Here is a 23,341-nt window from a genome sequence, read left to right as displayed (position 1 = left end):
ATTGCTAGACAGAACATTATCGGGGTATTTGGTTATCAAAGCCCCGAATTTTTATTGTGATTACTTGATCACCAAAATCTTCCATACTGTTTCTGATACGATGTCATCAACGATGGCTCGTCTGAATTAAGGTTAGTTTATGAAACCCGTTATTGCGCTCATTGGTCGTCCAAATGTCGGAAAATCAACGCTATTTAACCAGATCACCAAAAGTCGTGATGCTTTGGTTGCTGACTTCGCTGGTTTAACCCGTGACCGCAAATACGGTGATGCGGTTTACCAGAATAAATCATTCATTGTGGTCGATACTGGTGGTATCGGTGAGAATGAAGGTGGCATCGACACCTATATGGCGGAACAGTCAAAAACAGCCATTCATGAAGCCGATATGATTATTTTTGTTGTGGATGCTCGTGCAGGCCTACTGGCTTCAGATGAGCAAATTGCGCGTGAACTGCGTACTTTGGGCAAGAAAGTCTATCTCGTTGCCAACAAGGTCGATGGCGTGCATGCTGAAGCAGCTCTGGTTGAGTTCTATAAGCTTGGTATGGGTGAACCGATACAGGTTGCAGCCAGTCATGGCCGTGGTGTGCAGCAAATGCTGGAAGAAGTTCTGGCGGAAGTCCCAGAAGATGAAAATCCAGAAGAACACAATAAAAACACAGGTCTGCGTTTAGCCATTATTGGTCGTCCCAATGTAGGCAAATCAACGCTGGTTAACCGTTTACTCGGTGAAGAGCGTGTGGTGGCTTTTGACCAGCCAGGAACAACCCGTGACTCGATTTATATCCCATTTGAGCGTGATGGCCGCCAATATACCCTGATTGATACCGCAGGTGTGCGCCGTAAAGGCAAGGTGGATGAAATGATTGAGAAATTCTCAATCGTTAAGACCCTTCAGGCCATGAAAGATGCCAATGTTGTGGTCGTGGTGGTTGATGCCCGTGAAGGCATTGTAGAGCAAGACCTGCACTTAATTGGCTATGCACTTGAAGCAGGGCGTGCTATGGTCATTGCCATCAACAAATGGGACAACATGACTGAATATGACCGCAAGCAATGCAAGCTTGATGTTGAGCGCCGTTTTGACTTTATTCCCTGGGCAAAAATTCACTTGATTTCTGCATTGCATGGAACTGGAGTGGGAGAACTCTATCCATCCATTCACCGTGCTTATGAATCCTCAAACCTAAAGGTTTCACCAGCGAAACTGACCCAGATATTAAATGATGCGACTGAAGCGCATCAGCCGCCATCGATTGGTGGCCGCCGTATTAAAATGCGTTACGCGCATATGGGCGGACAGAATCCACCAACCATTGTGATTCACGGCAACAAAGTGGATAAAACTCCTGCGGATTACCGTCGTTATTTAGAGAATGTGTTCCGTAAAGTGTATAAACTTGAGGGCACACCCGTAAAAATTGACTTTAAGACCTCAGAAAACCCATTTGAAGGGCGTAAGTCTCAGGTGGATGAGCGTGTTGCTGCACGTAAACGCCGTTATATCCAGAAATTTAAAAAGGCGGAAAAGAAATTCAAGCGTTAAGTTTTTCTTGATGTCAAAAGCCCAAAGTCTGCTTTGGGCTTTTTTTATCTGCAATGAGGGCAGTTATGGCACGCATCATCCAGATTTATGTTCAGGCCTTGGCTCAACTACTTGAAAAGAAGAAAACAGATTTTGCTGATTTAAGCCGCTTTAATCATTATAAAAAACAGCAGATTCAAGCTCAGCGTAATCACTTTCTCGCTCATCAGCTGGATTGCTCAATAGCAGATTTGGCTTTTGCTCAGCATGAACATGGCAAACCTTTTTTAACGTCTCATTCGCTACATTTTAACCATTCACATAGTCAGCAATATTATGCTTTGGCCATGAGTGAACGTGTTAAAGACATTGGGGTCGATGTTGAGGAATTGGATCGTCATGTTCGCTTTGATGCTTTGGCTCAGCATGCATTTCATCCCGAAGAATATCAAACATGGCAAGAAAGTCAGGATAAAGAATATTGGTTTAGGGTCTGGACGACCAAGGAAGCAATTTTAAAGGCATCGGGTTTGGGGATTCGTTTGGACCTGAATAGTTTAAATACCCAGATTCATCCAACCAGTCATGGAGGAATGTGTTCCCATCCACTACTGGGGACTTTTGCCTATCAGAATTTTATCTTAAATCAGAAGATTGTGTTGACAGTGGCATGGCGGGCAGAGCAATCCTGTCGTGGTTTTCAGTTTCCACAGATTGAGGTGGTTCAGCTATAAAAAATGCCAGCGATCATGCTGGCATTTTATTTGAATCAAGAGAAGTAGAAAGTTTAAGGAATCTCTTCTTCTTCAAACTCAGGTTTAACCTGGACAATAAAGTCCTGACGATTCAGGCCACGCCATAAAGCGAAAGCTGTACCGATATAAATGGATGAGTAAGTACCCACAAATACACCGATAAACATCGCCACAGAGAACCAGTGCAGACCATCACCACCCAGGAACATCATGGCAAGCACTACGAGTAACAGGGTCATCGAGGTGTGGATCGTACGGCGTAAGGTTTCAGTAAGGGCAATATCCACGATTTCACGTGGGGTTGCACCACGAATCTTACGGAAGTTCTCACGGATACGATCCGATACAACGATATTATCATTGAGCGAGAAACCAATAACTGCAAGTACTGCTGCTAGAACTGTTAAATCGAATGGCCATTGGAACAGCGCAAATGCACCAAAAATGATCACAATATCATGGAATAGCGATAGCACAGCGCCAATTGCCAGTTTGATCTCGAAGCGAATGGTTACATAGATCAGCATCAGCAGGAGCGCAAGTGCAACCGCACCCGCAGAACGTACATAAAGTTCATTACCCACTGCACCGCCGACAGAATCCACCTTATGCACTTCTGCGGCATTGTTTGGCAATTGAACCGCTTTGGTGATGGTGTTGTTCAGGTCTTCAACATTAAGGTCTTCCTGAACAGGCATACGCACGATCAGGTCAGTGTTACTGCCCAGAGTTTGTACCACGGCATCCTTGAATCCAGCACGATCCAGTGCCTGAACTACCTGAGCAGGCTGAACCGCCTGTTTATAGTTCAATTCAGCCGATATACCACCAGTGAAGTCCAGACCGAGGTTCAGACCTTTGGTGACAATAAAGAAGATGCTGGCAATAGTCAGCAAAATCGAGAAGATTGCGGCAGGTTTGGCAATCTTCATGAATGGAATGATTTTTAGATTATCTGGACGACCGTATTGTTTTGAGTCTTGTTGAGTCAGATCAGTCATGTGAATCTCCTTAAATACTCAACTTTTTCAAATTACGGCGTTTGCCATAAATGAGCTGTACGATGGCACGAGTCACGGTAATCGCAGTAAACATTGAGCAGATGATACCGATCATCAAGGTCACAGCGAAGCCCTTGATTGGACCTGTACCAATTGCAAACAGAATAAATGCCACGATAAAAGTGGTTAGGTTCGAGTCAAAAATGGTGTTGTAGGCTCGATCATAACCCGCGACAATGGCTTGCTTGGGCGATGCACCCCACAGCATCTCTTCCCGTATCCGTTCACAGATCAGGACGTTGGCATCGACCGCCATACCAATGGTGATCACGATACCTGCAATACCTGGCAGGGTGAGGGAAGCGCCAATCCATGACATTACAGTAAGAATCATGGCAAGGTTGAACACCAATGCAAAGTTGGCAATCAAACCGAATAAACGGAAGAACACGATCATCCAGATCGCAACCAACAGGAAGCCGATTTGGGTAGATAACACGCCCTTATCAATATTTTCCTGACCCAGGCTAGGACCGACTACACGCTCTTCCACGAAGTACATTGGTGCAGCCAAGGCACCTGCACGAAGCATCAACGCCAGTTCAGCCGCTTCCTGTGGAGAGTCAAGCCCTGTGATACGGAACTGTGAACCCAACACGGCCTGAATGGTTGCGGCATTGATCACCACAGACTCGGTATATGGAGTACGAACTTCAGTTTGGGTCCCTGTTTGAGGATCAGTGACATAGCTGATTTTTTGCTTATTTTCAATAAACAGCACTGCCATTCGTTTACCCACAGCACCACGGGTGGCATCTGCCATGAGCTTGCCACCAGCGGAGTCCAGAGTAATGTTGACTTCTGCACCACCTGAATCCTGACTAAAGCCAGAGGTTGCGTTCTGGACGCGTTCACCGGTCAAAATACGGTTACGATTTAACAGAAGCTGTCGGCCACTATCCAGTGATTCATAGGCAAATACTTCCGTGCCTGGAGGAAGCGGCTGACCATTATATTTTCCTGTATATGGGTCAATATATTGATCATTACTATCAGCAACCAAGCGGAACTCAAGGTTTGCGGTACGTCCAAGAACACGTTTTGCCTCGGCAGTATCCTGTACGCCTGGCAATTCAACCACAATACGGTTGTTACCCTGTGTCTGTACCAGTGCTTCAGCCACACCCAACTCGTTAATACGGTTGCGTAGGGTGGTCAGGTTCTGATTCACTGCATAAGACTGGATTTCCTGACGGCGTGCATCAGTGTAATTCAGTTTTAAGGTGGCGCCTGTAGCCGTTGCAACCGCCTGCTGGGTAAACTCATTACTATTACGGCGCAGGAAATCTGCCGCGGCATCACGATCTGCGTTGTTAGCAAATTGGATGGTAATGGTGTTATTGCTTAAATTAAGGTTGTTAAACTTGATTTTGTTGTCACGAAATTGACGACGCAGATCAGTTGCAGATGTTTCCATACGCTGACTAATTGCTTTATCCATGTCGACTTCAAGCAGGAAATGTACACCACCACGCAAGTCCAAACCAAGTTTCATCGGTTTGGCCCCAATCTTTTGCAACCATTCTGGTGTGGTTGGTGCAAGGTTGAGGGCAACCACGTAGTCATCACCCAAATCACGGCGCAGCACTTCCTTGGCCTTTAACTGGGCCTCTGAGGAGTCTAAACGTAATAATGCCGCGTTGTTGGTGAAGCTGTTGTCGTGACTGCTAATGTTGGCAGCTTTTAAAATCTGCTCAGCTTTTTGCACTATGCTCTGATCAATCTGGGTACCTGCCTTTGCCCCAGAAATCTGGACAGCAGGTTCATCTGGATACAGACTAGGAAGTGCATATAACGTACTGATCACAAGTACCACAAGGATCAGTAAATATTTCCATGCAGGGTAACGCATTCGCTTTCTTCTTAAATGAAAAAGTCGTGCTGAGGCACGACGATCTTATGATTAAAGGTTGTTTAAAGTGCCTTCAGGCAATACTGAAATGACACTGGCACGCTGGATTTTGACCTCTACGCCACGAGAAAGCTCAACAACGGCAAAGTCACCATCAAGTTTGGTGATTCTCCCCATCAAACCACCAGCAAACACGATTTCACTGCCAACACCTAGGCTTTCAATCAAAGAACGATGTTCTTTGGCACGTTTCGCCTGTGGTCTCCAGATCAGGAAATAGAAGATCGCGATAAATACCGCAATCATCAATAAGTTTGCCATCAGGCTAGGACCTTGCTGAGCCGCTGGTGCAGCGTGAGCAGTAGAAATTAAAAAGCTCATTTCGATTTCCTAAAGTTAAAAAGCCAAAAAATTAACAATAAATTCCAATTCGTTTTGCAATGTACCCTGTCTTGCGGTCAGGCGCAAATCTTGATGCACTTACTTCACATTAGTCTTCAGGGCAGGGTGGAACTTCCAGTCCACGACGCGCATAAAAGTCCTGAACATAGTCATCAAATGTGCCGTTATCCAGTGCATCACGCATGCCCTGTGTCAGGCGCTGGTAGTAACGCAGGTTATGGATGGTGCCAAGCATGGAGGCCAGCATCTCACCACATTTCTCTAAATGATATAAATAGGCACGGGTGAAATTTTTACAAGTGTAGCAGTCACAATGTGGATCTAAAGGTCCTTTATCATGACGATATTTACTGTTACGGATTCTGACCAGACCATCAGTGACAAAATAATGGCCATTACGGGCATTACGAGTTGGCATCACGCAGTCGAACATATCGACACCACGGCGAACGGCTTCAACGATGTCTTCTGGTTTACCAACACCCATCAAATAACGTGGTTTATCCTGTGGCATTTTGTTGGGTAAATAATCCAGTACCTTGATCATTTCCTCTTTCGGTTCACCCACCGACAGGCCGCCAATTGCATAGCCATCAAAGCCAACCTCTAACAGGCCGTTGAGTGACTCATCACGCAGGTCTTCGTACATGCCACCCTGAATAATGCCGAATAAGGCATTTTTATTGTTGAGTTCATCATGATGGTGGGTTTTACAACGTTTTGCCCAACGCAAAGACAGTTGCAGAGATTTTTGCGCTTCTTCATGGGTTGCAGGGTAGGGTGTACACTCATCAAAGATCATCACGATGTCTGAATTGAGTACACTTTGAATCTCCATTGAAATTTCAGGAGACAGGAACACTTTCGAACCGTCGATAGGCGAGCGGAAAGTCACGCCCTCTTCCTTGATTTTACGCATTGCACCGAGGCTAAACACCTGAAAGCCACCTGAGTCGGTCAAAATTGGTTTATCCCATTGGATAAACTGATGTAGACCGCCATGCTCCTTAATCACTTCCAAGCCAGGACGTAAATATAAATGGAAAGTATTTCCCAAAATAATCTGTGCCTGAATTTCTTCAATGTCACGAGGTAACATACCTTTCACTGTACCGTAAGTACCCACGGGCATAAACACAGGTGTTTCAACCACACCATGCTCTAACGTTAATCGACCACGACGGGCGCGCCCCGACTGACCTAATTTTTCAAATTTCATGACACATCCTGAGCAAGATCGAAGCACTGCTTTGAGCGCAGCGCAAGGCGAAAAAACAGTTCGCTGATCAAAAGCGGCTATTTTCCTTGATTATGGCGTGTAGTTCTACTACTAAATGTAGCGAGGGATAAAATAAAAAAGTTTTCTGTATGAAGTGGCTGAATATTGGTTGGTGATGTGTGGAAAAGTCCCCCCTTTGAAAAAGCATAGGTATCTACAATCTGTAACCCCCTCCTAGCCTCCCCCTTGAAAAGGTGGAGAAACACCATTTAAATCAATTCTTTATAGGATTATTGAGAAGTCTCCCCCTGATAAGGGGGAGATCTAGAGGGGGTAAAATTAGAACTTGATGATCCTGCTTTGAAAAAGGGGGACTGAGGGGAATTCTAAAAATTCGGCTTATAGTCGAAATTATCTGTCGCAAGATTATCCTTAAACGGGCGAATGGTTTTCTTGGATAAGGTTAGGGTATTGATCAGGTTGTTGGGGAACACCTCGATCTGGTTATTAAATAATTCTACGTTACGGTTAAAGATGGTAATGGCAGCACCGACATTTTCATTTTGTTCCTGAATGTCATCCATCATCTTGCTATACAGCGCATCGGCTTTGAGTTCAGGGTAGTTCTCAACCACGACATTGAGGCTACGGATCAGTTCTTTACTCATTTTTTCAATGTGCTGTAACTGGGAAATATCCGTGTCATTCACATTTAAATTGAGAATCTGTTGACGTAGTTCAGTGACTTTTTCTAGTGTCGATTTTTCAAACTGGGTGTATTGGGCCAGCGTTACCTCTAAGGCTTCTAGCGTTTTGACTTTTTGACGTTCAAAATTTGCAACTTCAGACCAAGCGCGTTTGGTGGCATTGAAATAACGGACAATATTGTTGCGGATGGAAACGCCCCATACAATCAGTACCACAAAAATCCCCAAAAAGATCAGTAAACCTGTCATCGCTATTCCTCTTATTGTTATCGCCAGATTACTAGCTAATTAAATTCAGCATCAGTTGTTGAAACTTTTGATATTGCGGCATGGTCATGGTACGTAAATGTCCGCGTAATGCTGAAATATCATGAATTTCACTACGTTTACTGGCGGTTTGGAAAAGGTTTTGTTCGCCGAGGTAACACAAAATTTGCTCTTCATGATGATAAATTAAATCACCTGAAAAATGTTCAAAAAAATCATGCAATTTTAAGGTCATACTGGGGCCAACTTCCTTGGCGAGCTGATGCTGGTCAAGACCGAAAATTTTAAGTTTCTGGTTGATTAAAATATCGCTGCTTTGCCATGAGTTGGTATAGGGCGCAAAAAAACGTGAACGCTGATTGCTCACCGCGACACCCAACGCAGGTATCTGAAAGATAAAAGCCCCCCACAAATCCTTATGAATTTCTTTTACGATTTTTTTCTCATTGTTTTCCTGAAAAATTGGCATTTCACTGATGTAGTGGTATTGAAAAAGCAGAACCTGATGTTCTGTTATGCCATCATGCCATGTAGTTGAAGCATATTGCGTAATTTCGTTAGATTCAGTGCCACGATTAAATAATGGGAAAAATTGCTTCAATCTACTGATCACCAATAACGGCTGTGCTTGATTGGGCAGGTAGGCAGGCAACTGTTGAAACTGTAAACCATAACGCAATACAGTCATGCGCTGTTCCAGATAATTGATGACCTGTGTCAATGGTTCTTTGGGTTCATAGAGTAAATAGGCTAAAAAGCCTGTTAAAAAAGCCCCCAGAAAACTCCAGATAAACTGAATGTGGGGATGAAGAAAATAGCCAAAAATGAGTGTACTAATACTGGTAATTGCCAATAGATAAGGCAGTACATTAAAAAAGCGTAAACCATGATCCTCACGCCAAGGATGCAACGCATCCAGCAATTCCTGATCGTTATGTGATTTTTGCCCGATCTCCCAAAGTCGGGCAATATTGCGAAAAACCTGGGCATTTTTTTTGCGTCTTATATGTAGGGCTTCTTGGACGGTGTCGATCGGCATGGAGAGGATCAATTCATTGTAATAAGGCTAAGATCGTTTAATTATGCTTTAACTTTCATAAACCAAGAAGTGGCATGTGAATCTGATTGTTGTTTATCCCAAAGTAAATTTCCTATCATTCAATTTATTTTTATGAAGCAATAGGCTAAACCTTGATTTAGCCTATCTTTATATTCTTTAAATTTCTAGTTTATCAACCAGCATCGCATCGCCATAACTAAAGAAACGATAGCGCTGTTCAACAGCATGTTGATAGGCCGCTAAAATATTTTCTCGATTTGATAAGGCTGAAACCAGCATCAACAAGGTGGATTCTGGTAAATGGAAATTGGTGATCAGTCGATCCACGATACAGAATTGATAACCTGGATAGATAAAGATTTGTGTATCACCTGTCCATGCTGCAATCTGACCTTGATTGGCTTGCGCTGCACTTTCAAGGGCACGGGTTGCGGTTGTACCCACAGCAATGACTTTATTGCCACGCGCCTTGGTTTCCAAAATCAGGTCAATGGTTGCCTGTGGTACGTCACACCATTCACTGTGCATAATATGATTGGTGATGTCGGTGGTGCGTACAGGCATAAATGTCCCAGCACCGACATGCAGGGTCACAAAGGTTTTTTGCACACCTTTGGCTGCCAATTTTTCCAATAGGTCTTGGTCGAAATGCAGGCTTGCTGTTGGGGCTGCTACACTGGCAATTTTTTCAGGGTCGTGAAATACCGTTTGATAACGTTCGGTATCAATTTCTTCAGCTTCACGGTTAAAATAGGGGGGAATTGGCAATTGGCCATATTGATCAAGCACAGATAAAATTGGTTGTGCAAACTCAACGATAAACAGGTTTTCATGGCGACCCTGTACCGTCACAGGAATGGCATCTTCACCAATATATAGCTCTGCACCAGCCTTGGGTGAGTTGCTTGACTTAATGTGGCAATGAGCGGTGTGGGTATCTAGCATCCGTTCAACCAGAACTTCAATGGCACCGCCTGTGGCACGCTTTCCTTTTAAACGTGCTTTCATGACCTTGGTGTCATTTAGCACCAATAAATCACCATCTTCCAGTAAATTCAGGATATCGGTAAAGACATGGTCATGGTAATGACCCTGTGGGTCGATATGCAGTAGGCGTGAGGCGCTGCGGCTTTCTAATGGATAACGTGCAATCAGTTCATCAGGAAGATCAAAAGAGAAGTCAGAGAGTTGCATAATTTCTTTTCCATATCGAATCAGAACAGCATCTTTCCAAGGTTTATCCCTAAAATAAAAAACCCCAAACTTTTAATGCCAGTTTGGGGTTTTTGAAATCTTGGTCCCGAGGGTCGGACTCGAACCGACACGTCATCTCTGACAGCGGATTTTGAGTCCGCCGCGTCTACCAATTTCACCACCTCGGGAAGAGTGCGATGCTTTGTGCTGCGTATAATACCCTGTTTAAAGCAGTTGTCAATCATGCATAATGATCAGTTGTTGAATTTTAGAGCAATTTATAGATTTTTTATCCATTGGAGCGTAAAACCTCGGGGTTTAGCCCGAGGATATAAGCGACTGGCGTAAGCCATTAATGCGGTGTTTGCTGTTGTTGAATATACTGCTTAATAATCCCAATAGGCGCACCTGCGCATGATGCAGCGAAGTAACTAGGCGACCACAAGGCATTACCCCATAATTTGCTTTTAATTTCAGGGTGTTTGGTTCGTAAAATTCGACTAGATGCACCTTTCAAGCTATTTACCAAACTAGAAATAGCGACTTTAGGCGGATAATTGACGAGCAAATGTACATGGTCATGTTCACCGTCAAACTCTACCAACTCAGCTTCAAAGTCCAAGCATACACGCTCAAATACTTCACGCATCGTTTCAAGCATTGCTTTAGTAAAAACATCACGCCGATATTTAGCCACAAAGACTAAATGAACGTGCATATTAAAAACACAATGTCGACCTGTCCTAATCTCTTGACTATAGCTCATAGACCAAATATATTTTAGCAATGAAAACACTCAAATTACGCATAAAAGACAAACATTGCAAGGTGCTAAATCAGATGGCATCTGAGGTGAATTTTGTCTGGAATTACGTGAATGATTTGTGTTTTAAACATCTACAACGAAAACAACAATTCTTTTCAGCATACGATATTGCTAAATACACAAAAGGCACATCGAAAGAATGCAATTTGCATAGTCAAACCATTCAAGCCATAACAGAAGAACTCATTACACGCAGAAAGCAATTCAAAAAAGCAAAATTAAAATGGCGAGTCAGCAATAAAAAATCAGCTAGGCGTTCATTGGGCTGGATACCGTTCAAGAAAGTAGCAATCAAATATGCTGATGGATATGTTCAATACGGCAAGCATCAATTCAAACTATGGGACAGCTACGGACTAAGCAAATACAATGTTAAAACAGGCTCGTTTGTAGAGGATAGTCGTGGGCGTTGGTATGTCTGTCTTGTAGTTGATTCAATTAAAACAGAGAAAACCAGCGCTAAAACCTCAATTGGCATAGACTTGGGTTTAAAGGATTTAGCCACTTGTTCAGATGGTATAAAGCTCAAAGCTCCTAAAATCTATCGCCAATACGAACAAAAACTTGGCATAGCCCAACGAGCTAGAAATAAGAAACGCGTCAAAGCGATTCACGCCAAGATTAAAAATATACGTCAAAACATGCTGCATCAATTCAGCCATAAACTGGTGAATGAACATGCAGCAATCTTCATTGGCAATGTGAATGCCAAAGCACTCGCACAAACTAAATTAGCTAAATCAGTGCTAGATGCAAGTTGGACAACACTAAGAACCATGCTCAAGTATAAATGCGAGAACGCAGGGGTATGGTATGAAGAAGTCAATGAAGCGTATACCACCCAAACGTGTTCGTGCTGTGGCTCACGCTCCAGTAGTCCGAAAGGTAGGGCAGGTCTTGGAATAAGAGAATGGCAGTGTATGGAGTGCGGTACGCTCCATGATCGGGATGTAAATTCCGCACTGAATATTCTTGCGCTCGGACATGAGCGTCTAGCAGTAGGAATCCCCGTCCTTTAGGTCGGGGAGGATGTCAAGTGTTTTCATGAAAATGTTCAGAAACAGCGAAGTTGCTTGTTTTATAAGCAGAAATAAATTTTTGTTGAAAGGTCACGTTTTGTTGCGAATTGATCTAATCAAGAATTGTCTTTTATGTTAAAGTTTGTTAATAGTGGGGATGATTTTCTCATTCTTTTTTAAATAAAACCTACATACATGTCATAACGATAATATTCGAGAGGCGAGCATGGCGATTCAACTATTAGAATTACATCAGGCTGATAAGTTAAGTGCTTGTAAAATTTCTCTTTCTTTAGGTGTAACTTCAGAACAAAACTTGCTTGAGCAATTTTTGCAGTTTAACCGAAACCTGATGCAGGCCAATACCGCATTGCTTGTTTTTCATCAGGAACCTTATCTTTGGCATCGTTGCCCTGAAAAATTAAAAGTGATTGATTCTTCAAAAATTACCAAGAGCTTAAATACCTTATTTGTGAATGATGACCTGATTGACTGTAAACATCCACAATATCCAACATTGCTGGCTTTTCTGGCTTCACTTAAGCGAAAAGCGCAAACCGCAATCGCCCTGCAACTCAGACATCCCAATCAGACTGCCTTGGGTTATGTGATTTTATTCGATGAAGCGGCTCAGGAATTTACTGACTTACAAAAACAATTGTTGCAGGCGCATTGTGTCAGTTTCATGCAGCAACTGGAATTGAAGTTTAACCATGACGAATTAAAAGAATTATACCAACAGGAAGCGGCGCTTAATTTTAGTAAAACCAAGTTCTTCTCCATTATTTCCCATGACCTCCGTGCGCCATTTCATGGTTTGCTGGGTTTTTCCGAGATTCTGGCAAAAGAGCGTGACACACTGGATGAGGCAAGTGTCCAGAATATTGCAGACTATCTTTATGATACTGCCCAGTCGACCTATAACCTGCTGGAAAGTCTGTTAAATTGGTCAATGGCCGAGGGTGGACGCTTTAGCGCTTATCCTATTGAGTTTAAGTTAAGACAAGTGACCACCATTGTCACGGATGTTTTAAGGACGCTTGCGGTCAGGAAAAATATAAACCTGATCAATGATGTGCCAGAACATATCAAGGCTTATGCTGATATGAATATGGTCACTTCCCTGATTCAGAATTTGGTGTCCAATGCCTTGAAATTTACCGATATAGATGGTTTAGGCGTGGTGTCGATTCGGGCGGAAGAGCAGGGTCGCCATGTTGCCATTTATATTCAGGATACAGGTTTGGGTATGACCGATGAGCAAATGGCAGAGTTGTTCCATCCTCGCCTAACTGTCAGTTTAAAAGGTACGGCAGGTGAAAAGGGTGCAGGCTTAGGCTTGACCTTGTGCAAGCGTTTTGTCGATTTAAATCATGGCGAAATTAGCGTCAGCTCGAAAGAGGGTGAGGGAACCACCTTTAAGGTGCTGTTGCCAGTCGCAGGTGAGCACATGGATGTATGTGTTGAACAACCTAAAACCAAAGTAAAATTAGCCTAAAGAGAATTTAAAGATAAGTTCGTAACTGATATAAATGATCTGAGATGACATGACATTAGTCGAGCTTTTTTATATGAATGTGGAACAGCGACAAAAAACCTTGGTTGCAAGCCAATATGCTGAGCAAGTTTTAAATTTATACCAGACACAATTAGAACAAGACTACTTGGAAGATCAATTTCTTGATTCGCTTTCAACTGAAAGTATCCACCAGAAAGTCCAGCATGCTGTCATAGATTTAACTGATGAGCAGGCCTGGATGAAAGCCTTGCGTATTCTACGTGCCAGACTGATGTTTCGCTGGATTTGGCAGGATGCCAATCAACTCACCAATGTCGTTACCCTGACCCGTGAACTTTCTGATTTTGCTGATGCCTGTATCTGTGCAGCCAAGGCATTTGCACTTGTTCCCCTGATTGCCAAACATGGCGAACCGATAGGCTATTCAGGTCAGGTTCAGGACTTGATTGTGATTGGTATGGGGAAGTTGGGTGCGCAGGAGCTGAATCTTTCCAGTGACATTGACCTGATATTTGCCTTTGATGAACAGGGTGAAACCAATGGGCGTAAATGTATAGATGTACAGCAGTTCTGCATTCTCTGGGGACAAAAGCTGATTTACTTGCTGGATCACATTAGTGCGGATGGTTTTGTATTCCGTGTTGATATGCGTTTACGTCCTTGGGGGGATGGTTCTGCCTTGGCGATTAGCCATACGGGACTGGAAAAATATTTAAGCCAGCATGGACGTGAATGGGAGCGTTATGCCTGGATCAAGGCACGGGTGATTACAGGTGGCAAGGCAGGCGCTGAACTGATGGAAATGGCGCGTCCATTTGTTTTCCGCCGTTATGTGGATTATTCCGCCTTTGCCGCAATGCGTGAAATGAAAGCCATGATCGAACGTGAGGTGATGCGCCGTAATATTGAGGATGATATTAAACTTGGTGCTGGCGGCATTCGTGAAATTGAATTTATCGTCCAAGTATTTCAGCTGATTTATGGTGGCTCAAAACGTGAGTTGCAGGACCGTCAATGTCTGGTCAATTTACATCATCTCGGTGAGGCTGAATTACTGGATCAGCAGGCGGTGATTGACCTTGAAGATGCCTACCTGTTTTTAAGACGGGTTGAGCATGCTATTCAGGCATTGAATGATCAGCAAACCCAGTCCCTGCCAAATGAACCTGAATTAAGGCAGCGCATGATTGAGACTTTGGGCTTTGCAGATTGGCAAGCCTTTCTCGATGTGTTGAACCAGAAGCGTGACAAGGTGAAAGTTCAGTTCAAGCAACTGATTCAGGAACAGGAGTTTTCTGCACCGATTGATGATTTTTCACAACTGGAACAGCGTCTCAACACGGTGCTGGATGAAGATGCCAAGAATTTGATTCAAAATTTCTGGCATGGGCAAGCACTACGCAAAATCCCAGCCAGTGCGCTGGAACGTTTAAAGAAATTCTGGCCGCATTTGATCGAGGCAATCTTACAGTCACCGCAACCACAAGTCGCTTTGTTACGTTTGATGCCATTGGTGGAGTCAGTGCTGCGCCGTACCGTGTATTTGGTGATGTTGATGGAGAGCCGTGGTGCCTTGCAGCGACTGGTCAAAATGGCAACCGTCAGTCCCTGGATTTGTGAGGAACTGGCGCAATATCCAGTGTTGCTGGATGAATTTTTGTCGATGGATTTTGGCTTGCCACAACGCAAAGATCTGGAAGATTCATTGCGTCAGCAATTACTGCGTATCGAGATTGATCAGGTCGAAGACCAGATGCGGGTATTGCGGCTATTCAAAAAGAGCAATGTATTGACTGTTGCCGCCAGTGATGTGCTGGCTGAAAGTCCACTGATGAAAGTTTCCGATGCCTTAACTGATATTGCCGAAGTCAGCGTTCAGGCAACTTTAAATTTAGCCTATCAGGCGGTTGTGGAACGGCATGGCTATCCTGTCGGAATCAATGGTCAGCGCTGTCGTCTCGATGCCAAAGGTTTTGCGGTGATTGGTTATGGCAAGCTGGGTGGGATTGAGCTGGGTTATGGTTCTGACCTTGATCTGGTGTTTATCCATGCCCTTGAGGAACAAAGTGAAACTGATGGCAAGAAAAGAATTAGTGGTGCCGAGTTCGCCATTCGGGTGGCACAAAAGTTTATGTCCCTGATGACCACGCAAACGCTGGATGGACGGGTGTATGAAATTGATACACGTCTCAGACCCTCGGGTGAGGCAGGGATGTTGGTCACTAGTCTGAAAGCCTATGAACATTATCAGCAAAAAAGCGCATGGCTATGGGAACATCAGGCACTGGTTCGGGCACGTTCAATCGCGGGTGATACCGATTTATGCCAGCAGTTTGAACAGATTCGTTGCCAGATTCTGACCCAAGTCCGTGATGAAGATGAAGTTCGTCAGGAAGTGCTGAAAATGCGTCAAAAAATGAAAGATCACCTGGGTTCATCTACAGAGCAAAAAAAACATGGGATTTTTCATTTAAAACAGGACTCAGGTGGTATCGTTGACATCGAATTTATGGCACAGTATGCAGTGCTTGCATGGAGTGGGACGAATCCAGATCTCGCCCATTTTTCCGACAATGTAAGAATTCTTGAAGATGCTGCTCAAGCAGGCTGCTTATCCAGTGAAGATGCCACAGCACTCATACAAGCTTATCTCCGTGAACGAGCCGAGAGCCACCGTTTAGCCCTTGCAAATCAATCTATGCAAGTCAGTGCTGCGGACTGGCACGATACCCGTGAGATCGTTTACAAGTTATGGCAAAGATTAATTGATCCGAGTGCAATTATTGCATTAGATTTTGAATAAATTTTTTGTAACTTTATTCAAACCCTTTTGTTTTCCCCTTATCAAGGGGGAATTAAAGGGGGTTACAAAAAATGATTGTGTAAAAATTTGGAGTATGTGCCATGAATTTGGCTGATCGTGATGGTTTTATTTGGCAAGATGGAAAATTGGTTGATTGGCGTGATGCAAAAATCCACGTCTTAACACACACACTGCACTACAGTATGGGTGTTTTTGAAGGTGTCCGTGCTTATGAAACCCCAAATGGTACTGCAATCTTCCGTTTACAAGACCATACCAAGCGCTTGTTAAATTCAGCAAAAATTTATCAAATGAATGTTCCATTTGATCAAGCGACATTGGAACAGGCACAAATTGACGTTGTACGTGAAAACAAATTGGCATCCTGCTACTTGCGTCCATTGATCTGGATTGGTTCTGAGAAGCTGGGAATTGCCGCGACTGACAATACCATCCATGCTGCGGTTGCCGCGTGGGGCTGGGGTGCATACCTTGGTGAAGAGGCAATGGCACGTGGTATTCGTGTTAAAACCTCATCATTTACCCACCACCATCCAAACGTGACCATGTGTAAGGCAAAAGCCTGTGGTAACTATACGGTATCAATCCTAGCACATCAGGAAGTGGCGCGTTCAGGTTATGACGAAGCCATGTTGCTTGATCCACAGGGCTTTGTATGTCAGGGTGCAGGTGAGAACGTATTCCTGATCAAGGATGGCGTGTTACATACGCCTGATTTGGCTGGTGGGGCACTTGAGGGCATTACCCGCCAAACCGTGATTACCATTGCCAAAGACTTGGGCTATGAAGTGGTTGAACGCCGCATCACCCGTGATGAGTTCTATATCGCTGATGAAGCATTCTTTACAGGTACAGCAGCGGAAGTGACACCAATTCGTGAATATGATGACCGTGAAATCGGTTGTGGTTCACGTGGTCCGATCACCACTGTGATTCAGAAGACTTTCTTTGATGCGGTTCAAGGTCGTAATGACAAATATGCAGATTGGCTGACTTATGTGAAGTAAGTCCAAATGTTTGAAAGAGCGAGGCTTAGGCTTCGCTTTTTTATTACCAAATTGTCAATAGACTGCAATCAAAGCATCATCAATCTTTCATTTAACTGAACTAAGTTGTCTCTAAAGCGAAGCAAAATAGAGCAATAATGAAAATTACGGTGGTTGGAGCAGGCTATGTGGGCCTATCAAATGCATTATTATTTTCAAGACAACACGATGTCACTGTGCTTGATATTGACCAGGCTAGAGTGAAAAATATTAACCAGCGAATTTCACCGATCAGTGATTCCTGTATTCAAAACTATCTATCCGAATCTAACCTTGATGCAACTTGTGATAAAGCGCTGGCTTATCAACATGCCAAGCTGATCATTATCGCAACACCAACCAACTATAATTCTGAAACCAATTATTTTGACACCTCAAGTATAGAAAACGTGATTGCTGATATTCAGGCAATTAACCCCAAAGCCTTGATTGTTTTAAAATCGACCATTCCAGTTGGCTATACGGCTGAGCTATCCAAACGTTTAGGTCTTAAAAACCTGATCTTTTCTCCTGAGTTTCTGAGGGAGGGGCAGGCGCTACAGGATAATTTATATCCATCAAGAATTGTTGTGGGGGAAAAGTCAAAGCGGGCTGAAAAGATAGCCAAGCTCTATCTTAAGGCAAGCATTAAAAAAGATGCAGTGATTCTATGTGTGGATTCGACAGAAGCCGAGGCGATTAAACTATTTTCCAATACTTACTTAGCCATGCGTGTGGCTTTCTTCAATGAACTGGATACCTATTGCTTAAAAAACAGATTAAGTACTTTGGACATTGTTACGGGCGTGGGTTTAGATCAACGTATTGGTGATCACTATAACAATCCATCTTTCGGCTATGGTGGTTATTGTCTGCCAAAAGATACCAAGCAGTTGCTTGCCAATTATCATGAAACACCACAAGAGTTGATTTCAGCCATTATCCGATCCAACCAAACTCGCAAGCAGGCAATTATTGATGATATTTTAAGTCGAGACGTATCCTGTGTTGGGATTTATCGACTTACCATGAAAGCCGATTCCGATAATTTTAGGGAGTCTGCGATACATGATGTGTTGCAAGGACTGGCTGATCAGGGAGTTAAAATTGTTATTTATGAACCGACTCTGGATGTAAGTGAATATCTAGGTCATCCTGTTGAATTTAGCCTACAAAAGTTTAAATCACTGTCTGATCTCATCATTGTCAATCGGATGGTGCCTATGTTCAGTGATGTGATGGAAAAGATCTATACCAGAGACTTGTTTGGGGTGAATTGACGTGTATATGTCGTGCATAGGAATTTTATTGATTGCTCTTGTCCACGTAACATAAATGACTTTTTTACGTTATAATTCCTCGCAACTATACCATTCAGTTGAATTATAACTATGGCTCATATTTTAAAATTAGATGCTTTAAAAGAAGCGGGGGTTTCTACTTCACCTTATCCATATTTTGTTGTGGAAAATGCGTTACAAGATAGTGAAGTTCAATCTGTGATACAGGACTTTCCAAAGATTGAGCAGGGTGGGAGCTATAACATTAATGATGTTGAACTCAAACCGCATTTTGATCGGTTTTTGAAGTCACTAGATTGTAAAGAGTTTCGTCAAATTTTGACTGAAAAGTTTGATGTGGATGTCATGGAACATCCAATGATGATTACTTTACGTGGTTATTCTCGTCAAAAAGATGGTCGTATTCACTCCGATTCTAAAACTAAACTAGTGACCATTTTAATTTATCTAAATGAATCTTGGGATGCACCAACAGGACGTTTACGAATCCTGAATGACGAAAAAAATATAGAAAATTATGTAGAAGAAATTAATGCAGGTCCAGGTACGCTGGTTGCATTTAAGGTGACTGATAATGGTTGGCATGGTTATGTTCCGTATGAGGGACAACGCCAATCGATTCAAATTAATTTTTTGACTAGTGATAAGGCGAATGCAAAACATCGTTTTGTTCATGGGTTGAGTGCTAAAATTAAAAAATTATTTGGGTAATATAAGATGTCAAATATTCAGCAAAACTCACCAGAACCTCAACAGGATAATATTATCATATGTATGAAGTGGGGAACCAAATACGGTGCTGAATACGTCAATCGCCTGTATAACATGGTACAGCGCCATCTGACCTTACCGTTCAAAATGGTTTGTCTGACCGATATTAGCGAAGGTATTGACCTGAATGTACAATGTTTTCCGATTCCATCGCTGGATTTACCCGCAGGCGCACCTGAACGTGGTTGGAATAAACTGTCTACTTTTGAACCAGATTTATATGGACTAAAAGGCGATGCTTTATTTTTAGATTTAGATGTGGTGATTGTCGATAATATTGACTGCTTTTTCCAAGAACAAGGTGAATTTTTCATCATTCATGATTGGAAACGTCCGTGGCGTATTACCGGTAATAGCTCGGTGTATCGTTTTAAACTCGGTGCTTTTCCTGAAATATTGCCGTATTTTCGCAAACATTTTGATGAAATTCGGCAGAAATTCCGCAATGAACAAGAATATCTTTCTTGGTTTGTACATGAGCATAGTACACTTAGTTATTGGAATGATGCCTGGTGTAAGAGCTATAAATATCATTGTCTGCAAAAAATTCCATTGGCGTATTTTAAGCCGCCTGTAAAACCTAAAGATGCCAAAATTATTATTTTCCATGGCGAAATTAATCCACCTGATGCAGTTTCTGGTGGTGGTGGTAAGTGGTATCGCTATGTATTGCCTTCTGATTGGATCAAAGAGTCTTGGCAGTAAGTAAGACGACATCATTACAAGAGTTTGATTTATGAAAGATACAATACAACCTATTGATATCGTAATTGCTTGGGTGGATGGAAATGATCCTAAGTTAAAAAACAAGCGTCAACAATTTATAAATCAAACTGCACCGTCAAATGCTTTAGATGCAACGCGTTTTGCGAGTAATGATGAAATTTATTTCTGTATTGCCTCCATACTCAAATTTGTACCGTATTGCGGGAAAATTTATGTAGTCACTGATCAACAAACACCACAATGGCTGGATCAGTTTGAGCAGCAGAATCTCTGTGAGAAAGGCAAGATTAGAGTGGTCGACCACACGGAGTTGTTTAGAGGATACGAATTTGCATTGCCGACGTTTAATTCTTTAAGTATTGAAACGATGCTTTGGAATATACCGAGTATTTCAGATTATTTTATTTATTTAAATGATGATTTCTTCTTTAATCAACCCTCTGATCTACAAGACTTTTTAATTGATAGTCAAATGGTGATGTATGGGCATTGGGAAAGTAATCTAGTAAAAAAAATCAAATATATTGTTAGAAAGTTTGTGCAAAATAAATTTGGAAAACTGGCACAACCCTCATATACAATGGCGCAAATGTTAAGTGCAGATTGTGTTGGCATGTCTCAATATTTTGAGATTCACCATCGTCCGCATATCTTGAGTCGGATACTTCTATGCAATTATTTTGAAAAAAATATGCAACAATTACAGAAGCAAATTAGCTTTAAATTTAGGAATATCGATCAGATATTACCTGTAGGTTTATCTAATCACCTAGCGATTAAAAATGACCAAGCAATTCTCAACGATGATGTTGAAATCGCTTATTTAAAAGATCATCGTGATTTAGAGTCGTTTACTCAGGCTCTATCAAATCCTGATATTAAATTTGGTTGTATCCAAAGTTTGGACCAACTGCAACAGAATGATGAACAGCATATACGCCATGCACTTATTCATAAATTTAAAGATGTTTTGCCTAGTCAGATCCAAGCGACGATAGCAGGATAAGCAAAGGAAGATCGGATGAAAGTTGTTACTTATCTCATAAATCTAGAGGGTAGTGATCAGCGTTTAGCAAATGCGACAGCTCAGTTGCAACAAGCGGGTTGGGCATTTTCTCGTTTCCCTGCTTATGATGGGCGTGGTAAAGCATTATCCGAATTTGAAAATTATGATGATGCAGCAGCCCAAAAAATATTAGGTCGTAGTTTAATTAGTTCTGAGTTGGGGTGCTATCTCAGCCATTATGGTTGTGCTAAAAAATTTTTAGAAACGGATGCGGATTATCTTGTTGTCCTTGAAGATGATATTCAAGTATTACCAAACTTTAAACAAAAGCTTAATTCATTAATCAGCTATCTTGATCAGCATAAAGAACTCGAATGGTATGTGGTGAATCTTGCTGCAAAAAAGAAGAAATTGGCAAAAGACATCGTTCAGATTGATGGTTATACAATCTGGCATGCTTATTACTTTCCCATCCGTGGTGTAGGATTAGTATGGTCAAGAGCAGGTGCTGAGGCATTTGTTGAGCTTGGTAAAACCATGCAAGTGCCAGTCGATATCTTTTTTCAAAGCTGGTTAAGTAAAAATGGCAAAGGATTGGGGGTGTGGCAGCCTTTTGTTCAGCCTGCTGGGATTGATAGTGATATTTTAGGCACTGTGGCAACACAGGGTATTAAGCGCAAAGCACTGGAAAATAGAAGTGCTTCACATGGTTTTAAGAAGCAGAAAAGAATGTGGCGTGACCGTTTTTATGCGATTAGGAATTTACTCTCTTAAACGCTGTAATTATGCGAGTAAAAAGTCCTTTAATGTATTCATTTTATAGCTGAGTATTTAAATGAAAATCTTTAAGAAATTGTTTTATCTAGTGAAATTTCATTTGATGTATTCGTATAAAATTAGGCATAAAAACAAAAAAATTGATAACTATGCTGGGTTACTCACATTTAATCAAACAGAGGAAACTATAGTTTTACCAAAAAAGTTATGGATGTATTGGGAAAACGATATTCCTGAGTTTGTTGAGAAATGCATTGATCGGATGCGTGAGAAGAATCCTGAATATGAGGTTTTTGTACTTAATCCAGAGAATGTTAATCAATATAGTCATATTGATTTTAGCCAACTTAAAGATGCAACGGCCCAGCAAAAAGCTGATTTACTTAGATTTGATCTAATGTACAATCATGGAGGGATTTGGCTGGATGCAAGTATCATCCTATATGACCGTCTCGACTGGATTTCGGAGCTTATGGTTGAAAAAAAGACCGCGAATTTTGCTTATTACCGTCGTAAAAATACTACTAATTTGAATTTCCCTGTGTTAGAAAATTGGTTATTAGCAAGCGTGGGTCATAATATTTTCTTTAAACAATGGTATGAAGAATTATATTTAGCAATTCAACAAACACCTAAAAAGTATATTCAGAATATTAAGGCAACTGAATCAAATACAAAGGACATTTTTCAACAGATCAGTAATTTAGAATATTTGGTGGCATATGTTGCTTGCCAAAAGATTATGAGAAAAAATTTTCCGAGTATTAGCTTGATTGATTGTGATGAAAATGCATTCTATTACCAAGTCAAAAACAGATGGGTTAAAGAAAAAATATTAATTAACATGGCGATTAATTATCCAGCCGATGAACATCCTAAATTGATAAAACTGGCAGGGAAAGAGCGTAACTATTTATGCCAGTTCTATAATAAAGGGATGTATTTTGAAGGGTCTTTAATTGATATTTAATTTAGTTTTATAAGGGCTACTCCCAAATAAATTGTTTTAAGGTCTCGTATTTTGCTTGTTGCTCGAAGTATTCGGCAGAAGCAAGTGAGCCTATGATCGAGATATGTCTACCATCCAGAGAATATGGGATTGTATCTGTAGCCATTTGATCTGATCTAAATAGTTCTTGTTGGGTGAGTAATATTGTATTTGGGTGCTTGCTTACGATCTCGTTAATGATTTTTGTTGCTCGTTTTTGTTCAGTGGCTTTCGGGTTATTCATATAACTTTGTAAGTTCAGATCTCGATGCAACCACATGGCTCTTTTAAAAAGTAGGCTGATGTTTTTATTAAAAGCATAAGGTTCAGACATTACGATGACCTTTTTATGATGTTTTTCAGCGACCTTAAGTAATTCAGAAAAACCATTTTGCTGGTTTTGCTGTACGATGTCAGACAGAGGTGGTCCCACTTGTTTGAACAACTAAAAGCGTATTTATAAGTGATATTCCGCTCTAGTTAAGCCACCTTGTTTTGTTGGGGTAGCTGATCA

The 23,341-nt window shown here is 41.9% G+C and carries 21 protein-coding genes and 1 tRNA gene; 12 read left to right on the top strand and 10 right to left on the bottom strand.

From position 1 onward, the window contains the following. The first annotated feature begins 139 nt into the window (after positions 1-139). A complete protein-coding gene (der, locus tag F988_RS11565; RefSeq protein ID WP_004683174.1) occupies positions 140-1,549 on the top strand; it encodes a ribosome biogenesis GTPase Der in 1,410 nt (469 codons plus the stop codon). A gap of 65 nt (positions 1,550-1,614) precedes the next feature. Then, positions 1,615-2,262, top strand: coding sequence for a 4'-phosphopantetheinyl transferase family protein (locus F988_RS11560; protein WP_004683172.1), 648 nt, complete (start codon positions 1,615-1,617; stop codon positions 2,260-2,262). A 53-nt stretch (positions 2,263-2,315) separates the two neighbouring features. On the opposite strand, the gene secF is transcribed toward F988_RS11560, so the two are convergent. The 9 genes from secF to tnpA all read right to left on the bottom strand — a co-directional run bounded on the left by secF (position 2,316) and on the right by tnpA (position 10,811). Continuing rightward, entirely contained in the window at positions 2,316-3,284 is a 969-nt protein-coding gene (secF, locus tag F988_RS11555; protein WP_004683171.1) for a protein translocase subunit SecF, read from the bottom strand. A 10-nt stretch (positions 3,285-3,294) separates the two neighbouring features. Continuing rightward, positions 3,295-5,196, bottom strand: coding sequence for a protein translocase subunit SecD (gene secD / locus F988_RS11550; RefSeq protein ID WP_004683170.1), 1,902 nt, complete (start codon positions 5,194-5,196; stop codon positions 3,295-3,297). Positions 5,197-5,247: 51 nt separating this feature from the next. Next, positions 5,248-5,577: a preprotein translocase subunit YajC gene (yajC, locus tag F988_RS11545; RefSeq protein ID WP_004675516.1), complete on the bottom strand. Its 330-nt coding sequence runs from the start codon at positions 5,575-5,577 to the stop codon at positions 5,248-5,250. Positions 5,578-5,686: 109 nt separating this feature from the next. Beyond that, the gene (gene tgt / locus F988_RS11540) at positions 5,687-6,817 is read right to left on the bottom strand and encodes a tRNA guanosine(34) transglycosylase Tgt (RefSeq protein WP_004683168.1); all 1,131 of its coding nucleotides are present in this window, start codon (positions 6,815-6,817) and stop codon (positions 5,687-5,689) included. 386 nt (positions 6,818-7,203) lie between these two features. Continuing rightward, positions 7,204-7,773 (bottom strand): LemA family protein, encoded by a 570-nt coding sequence (locus tag F988_RS11535; RefSeq protein ID WP_004683166.1) that lies wholly within the window; start codon positions 7,771-7,773, stop codon positions 7,204-7,206. Between the two features lie 31 nt (positions 7,774-7,804). Further along, positions 7,805-8,830 carry a hypothetical protein gene (locus tag F988_RS11530; RefSeq protein ID WP_004683165.1) on the bottom strand — a complete coding sequence of 342 codons (1,026 nt, stop codon included), beginning with the start codon at positions 8,828-8,830 and terminating at the stop codon, positions 7,805-7,807. 177 nt (positions 8,831-9,007) lie between these two features. Beyond that, a complete protein-coding gene (queA, locus tag F988_RS11525) occupies positions 9,008-10,045 on the bottom strand; it encodes a tRNA preQ1(34) S-adenosylmethionine ribosyltransferase-isomerase QueA (protein WP_004683164.1) in 1,038 nt (345 codons plus the stop codon). Between the two features lie 101 nt (positions 10,046-10,146). Then, positions 10,147-10,233: transfer RNA gene (locus F988_RS11520), tRNA-Leu, on the bottom strand. Positions 10,234-10,397: 164 nt separating this feature from the next. Continuing rightward, positions 10,398-10,811 (bottom strand): IS200/IS605 family transposase, encoded by a 414-nt coding sequence (gene tnpA / locus F988_RS11515; protein ID WP_004680797.1) that lies wholly within the window; start codon positions 10,809-10,811, stop codon positions 10,398-10,400. A 20-nt stretch (positions 10,812-10,831) separates the two neighbouring features. Between tnpA and F988_RS11510 the strand changes: the two genes are divergently transcribed. The 10 genes from F988_RS11510 (at position 10,832) to F988_RS11465 (ending at position 22,809) form a co-directional block, all read left to right on the top strand. After that, positions 10,832-11,890, top strand: a complete 1,059-nt coding sequence (locus tag F988_RS11510) for an RNA-guided endonuclease InsQ/TnpB family protein (protein WP_035330054.1) — start codon at positions 10,832-10,834, stop codon at positions 11,888-11,890. A gap of 226 nt (positions 11,891-12,116) precedes the next feature. Continuing rightward, entirely contained in the window at positions 12,117-13,388 is a 1,272-nt protein-coding gene (locus F988_RS11505) for a sensor histidine kinase (RefSeq protein ID WP_004683160.1), read from the top strand. A 73-nt stretch (positions 13,389-13,461) separates the two neighbouring features. Then, positions 13,462-16,212: a bifunctional [glutamate--ammonia ligase]-adenylyl-L-tyrosine phosphorylase/[glutamate--ammonia-ligase] adenylyltransferase gene (gene glnE, locus F988_RS11500; RefSeq protein WP_035330096.1), complete on the top strand. Its 2,751-nt coding sequence runs from the start codon at positions 13,462-13,464 to the stop codon at positions 16,210-16,212. A 101-nt stretch (positions 16,213-16,313) separates the two neighbouring features. Beyond that, positions 16,314-17,240: a branched-chain amino acid transaminase gene (locus F988_RS11495; RefSeq protein ID WP_004683158.1), complete on the top strand. Its 927-nt coding sequence runs from the start codon at positions 16,314-16,316 to the stop codon at positions 17,238-17,240. A gap of 137 nt (positions 17,241-17,377) precedes the next feature. Continuing rightward, positions 17,378-18,538, top strand: coding sequence for a nucleotide sugar dehydrogenase (locus F988_RS11490; protein WP_004683156.1), 1,161 nt, complete (start codon positions 17,378-17,380; stop codon positions 18,536-18,538). A 111-nt stretch (positions 18,539-18,649) separates the two neighbouring features. Continuing rightward, positions 18,650-19,270 carry a 2OG-Fe(II) oxygenase gene (locus F988_RS11485; protein WP_004675532.1) on the top strand — a complete coding sequence of 207 codons (621 nt, stop codon included), beginning with the start codon at positions 18,650-18,652 and terminating at the stop codon, positions 19,268-19,270. Between the two features lie 6 nt (positions 19,271-19,276). Further along, positions 19,277-20,035, top strand: a complete 759-nt coding sequence (locus F988_RS11480) for a hypothetical protein (protein ID WP_004675534.1) — start codon at positions 19,277-19,279, stop codon at positions 20,033-20,035. 31 nt (positions 20,036-20,066) lie between these two features. Then, a complete protein-coding gene (locus F988_RS11475) occupies positions 20,067-21,062 on the top strand; it encodes a Stealth CR1 domain-containing protein (RefSeq protein WP_004675536.1) in 996 nt (331 codons plus the stop codon). Positions 21,063-21,077: 15 nt separating this feature from the next. Next, a complete protein-coding gene (locus F988_RS11470) occupies positions 21,078-21,836 on the top strand; it encodes a glycosyltransferase family 25 protein (protein WP_004675538.1) in 759 nt (252 codons plus the stop codon). 61 nt (positions 21,837-21,897) lie between these two features. Beyond that, positions 21,898-22,809 (top strand): capsular polysaccharide synthesis protein, encoded by a 912-nt coding sequence (locus tag F988_RS11465; protein ID WP_004675540.1) that lies wholly within the window; start codon positions 21,898-21,900, stop codon positions 22,807-22,809. 16 nt (positions 22,810-22,825) lie between these two features. Here the strand turns inward: F988_RS11465 and F988_RS11460 are convergent, their stop codons facing one another. Continuing rightward, the gene (locus F988_RS11460) at positions 22,826-23,260 is read right to left on the bottom strand and encodes an SGNH hydrolase domain-containing protein (RefSeq protein ID WP_004675542.1); all 435 of its coding nucleotides are present in this window, start codon (positions 23,258-23,260) and stop codon (positions 22,826-22,828) included. Positions 23,261-23,341 lie beyond the last annotated feature (81 nt).

It is taken from the genome of Acinetobacter parvus DSM 16617 = CIP 108168, from assembly GCF_000368025.1.
Lineage (GTDB): Bacteria > Pseudomonadota > Gammaproteobacteria > Pseudomonadales > Moraxellaceae > Acinetobacter > Acinetobacter parvus.
This window is presented reverse-complemented; position numbering and strand designations above follow the sequence as displayed.

Excerpts from the sequence above, each read along its gene's own strand:
- der (WP_004683174.1), top strand. The coding sequence starts at position 140 with ATGAAACCCGTTATTGCGCTCATTGGTCGTCCAAATGTCGGAAAATCA.
- F988_RS11560 (WP_004683172.1), top strand. The coding sequence starts at position 1,615 with ATGGCACGCATCATCCAGATTTATGTTCAGGCCTTGGCTCAACTACTT.
- secF (WP_004683171.1), bottom strand. The coding sequence starts at position 3,284 with ATGACTGATCTGACTCAACAAGACTCAAAACAATACGGTCGTCCAGAT.
- secD (WP_004683170.1), bottom strand. The coding sequence starts at position 5,196 with ATGCGTTACCCTGCATGGAAATATTTACTGATCCTTGTGGTACTTGTG.
- yajC (WP_004675516.1), bottom strand. The coding sequence starts at position 5,577 with ATGAGCTTTTTAATTTCTACTGCTCACGCTGCACCAGCGGCTCAGCAA.
- tgt (WP_004683168.1), bottom strand. The coding sequence starts at position 6,817 with ATGAAATTTGAAAAATTAGGTCAGTCGGGGCGCGCCCGTCGTGGTCGA.
- F988_RS11535 (WP_004683166.1), bottom strand. The coding sequence starts at position 7,773 with ATGACAGGTTTACTGATCTTTTTGGGGATTTTTGTGGTACTGATTGTA.
- F988_RS11530 (WP_004683165.1), bottom strand. The coding sequence starts at position 8,830 with ATGCCGATCGACACCGTCCAAGAAGCCCTACATATAAGACGCAAAAAA.
- queA (WP_004683164.1), bottom strand. The coding sequence starts at position 10,045 with ATGCAACTCTCTGACTTCTCTTTTGATCTTCCTGATGAACTGATTGCA.
- tnpA (WP_004680797.1), bottom strand. The coding sequence starts at position 10,811 with ATGAGCTATAGTCAAGAGATTAGGACAGGTCGACATTGTGTTTTTAAT.
- F988_RS11510 (WP_035330054.1), top strand. The coding sequence starts at position 10,832 with ATGAAAACACTCAAATTACGCATAAAAGACAAACATTGCAAGGTGCTA.
- F988_RS11505 (WP_004683160.1), top strand. The coding sequence starts at position 12,117 with ATGGCGATTCAACTATTAGAATTACATCAGGCTGATAAGTTAAGTGCT.
- glnE (WP_035330096.1), top strand. The coding sequence starts at position 13,462 with ATGAATGTGGAACAGCGACAAAAAACCTTGGTTGCAAGCCAATATGCT.
- F988_RS11495 (WP_004683158.1), top strand. The coding sequence starts at position 16,314 with ATGAATTTGGCTGATCGTGATGGTTTTATTTGGCAAGATGGAAAATTG.
- F988_RS11490 (WP_004683156.1), top strand. The coding sequence starts at position 17,378 with ATGAAAATTACGGTGGTTGGAGCAGGCTATGTGGGCCTATCAAATGCA.
- F988_RS11485 (WP_004675532.1), top strand. The coding sequence starts at position 18,650 with ATGGCTCATATTTTAAAATTAGATGCTTTAAAAGAAGCGGGGGTTTCT.
- F988_RS11480 (WP_004675534.1), top strand. The coding sequence starts at position 19,277 with ATGTCAAATATTCAGCAAAACTCACCAGAACCTCAACAGGATAATATT.
- F988_RS11475 (WP_004675536.1), top strand. The coding sequence starts at position 20,067 with ATGAAAGATACAATACAACCTATTGATATCGTAATTGCTTGGGTGGAT.
- F988_RS11470 (WP_004675538.1), top strand. The coding sequence starts at position 21,078 with ATGAAAGTTGTTACTTATCTCATAAATCTAGAGGGTAGTGATCAGCGT.
- F988_RS11465 (WP_004675540.1), top strand. The coding sequence starts at position 21,898 with ATGAAAATCTTTAAGAAATTGTTTTATCTAGTGAAATTTCATTTGATG.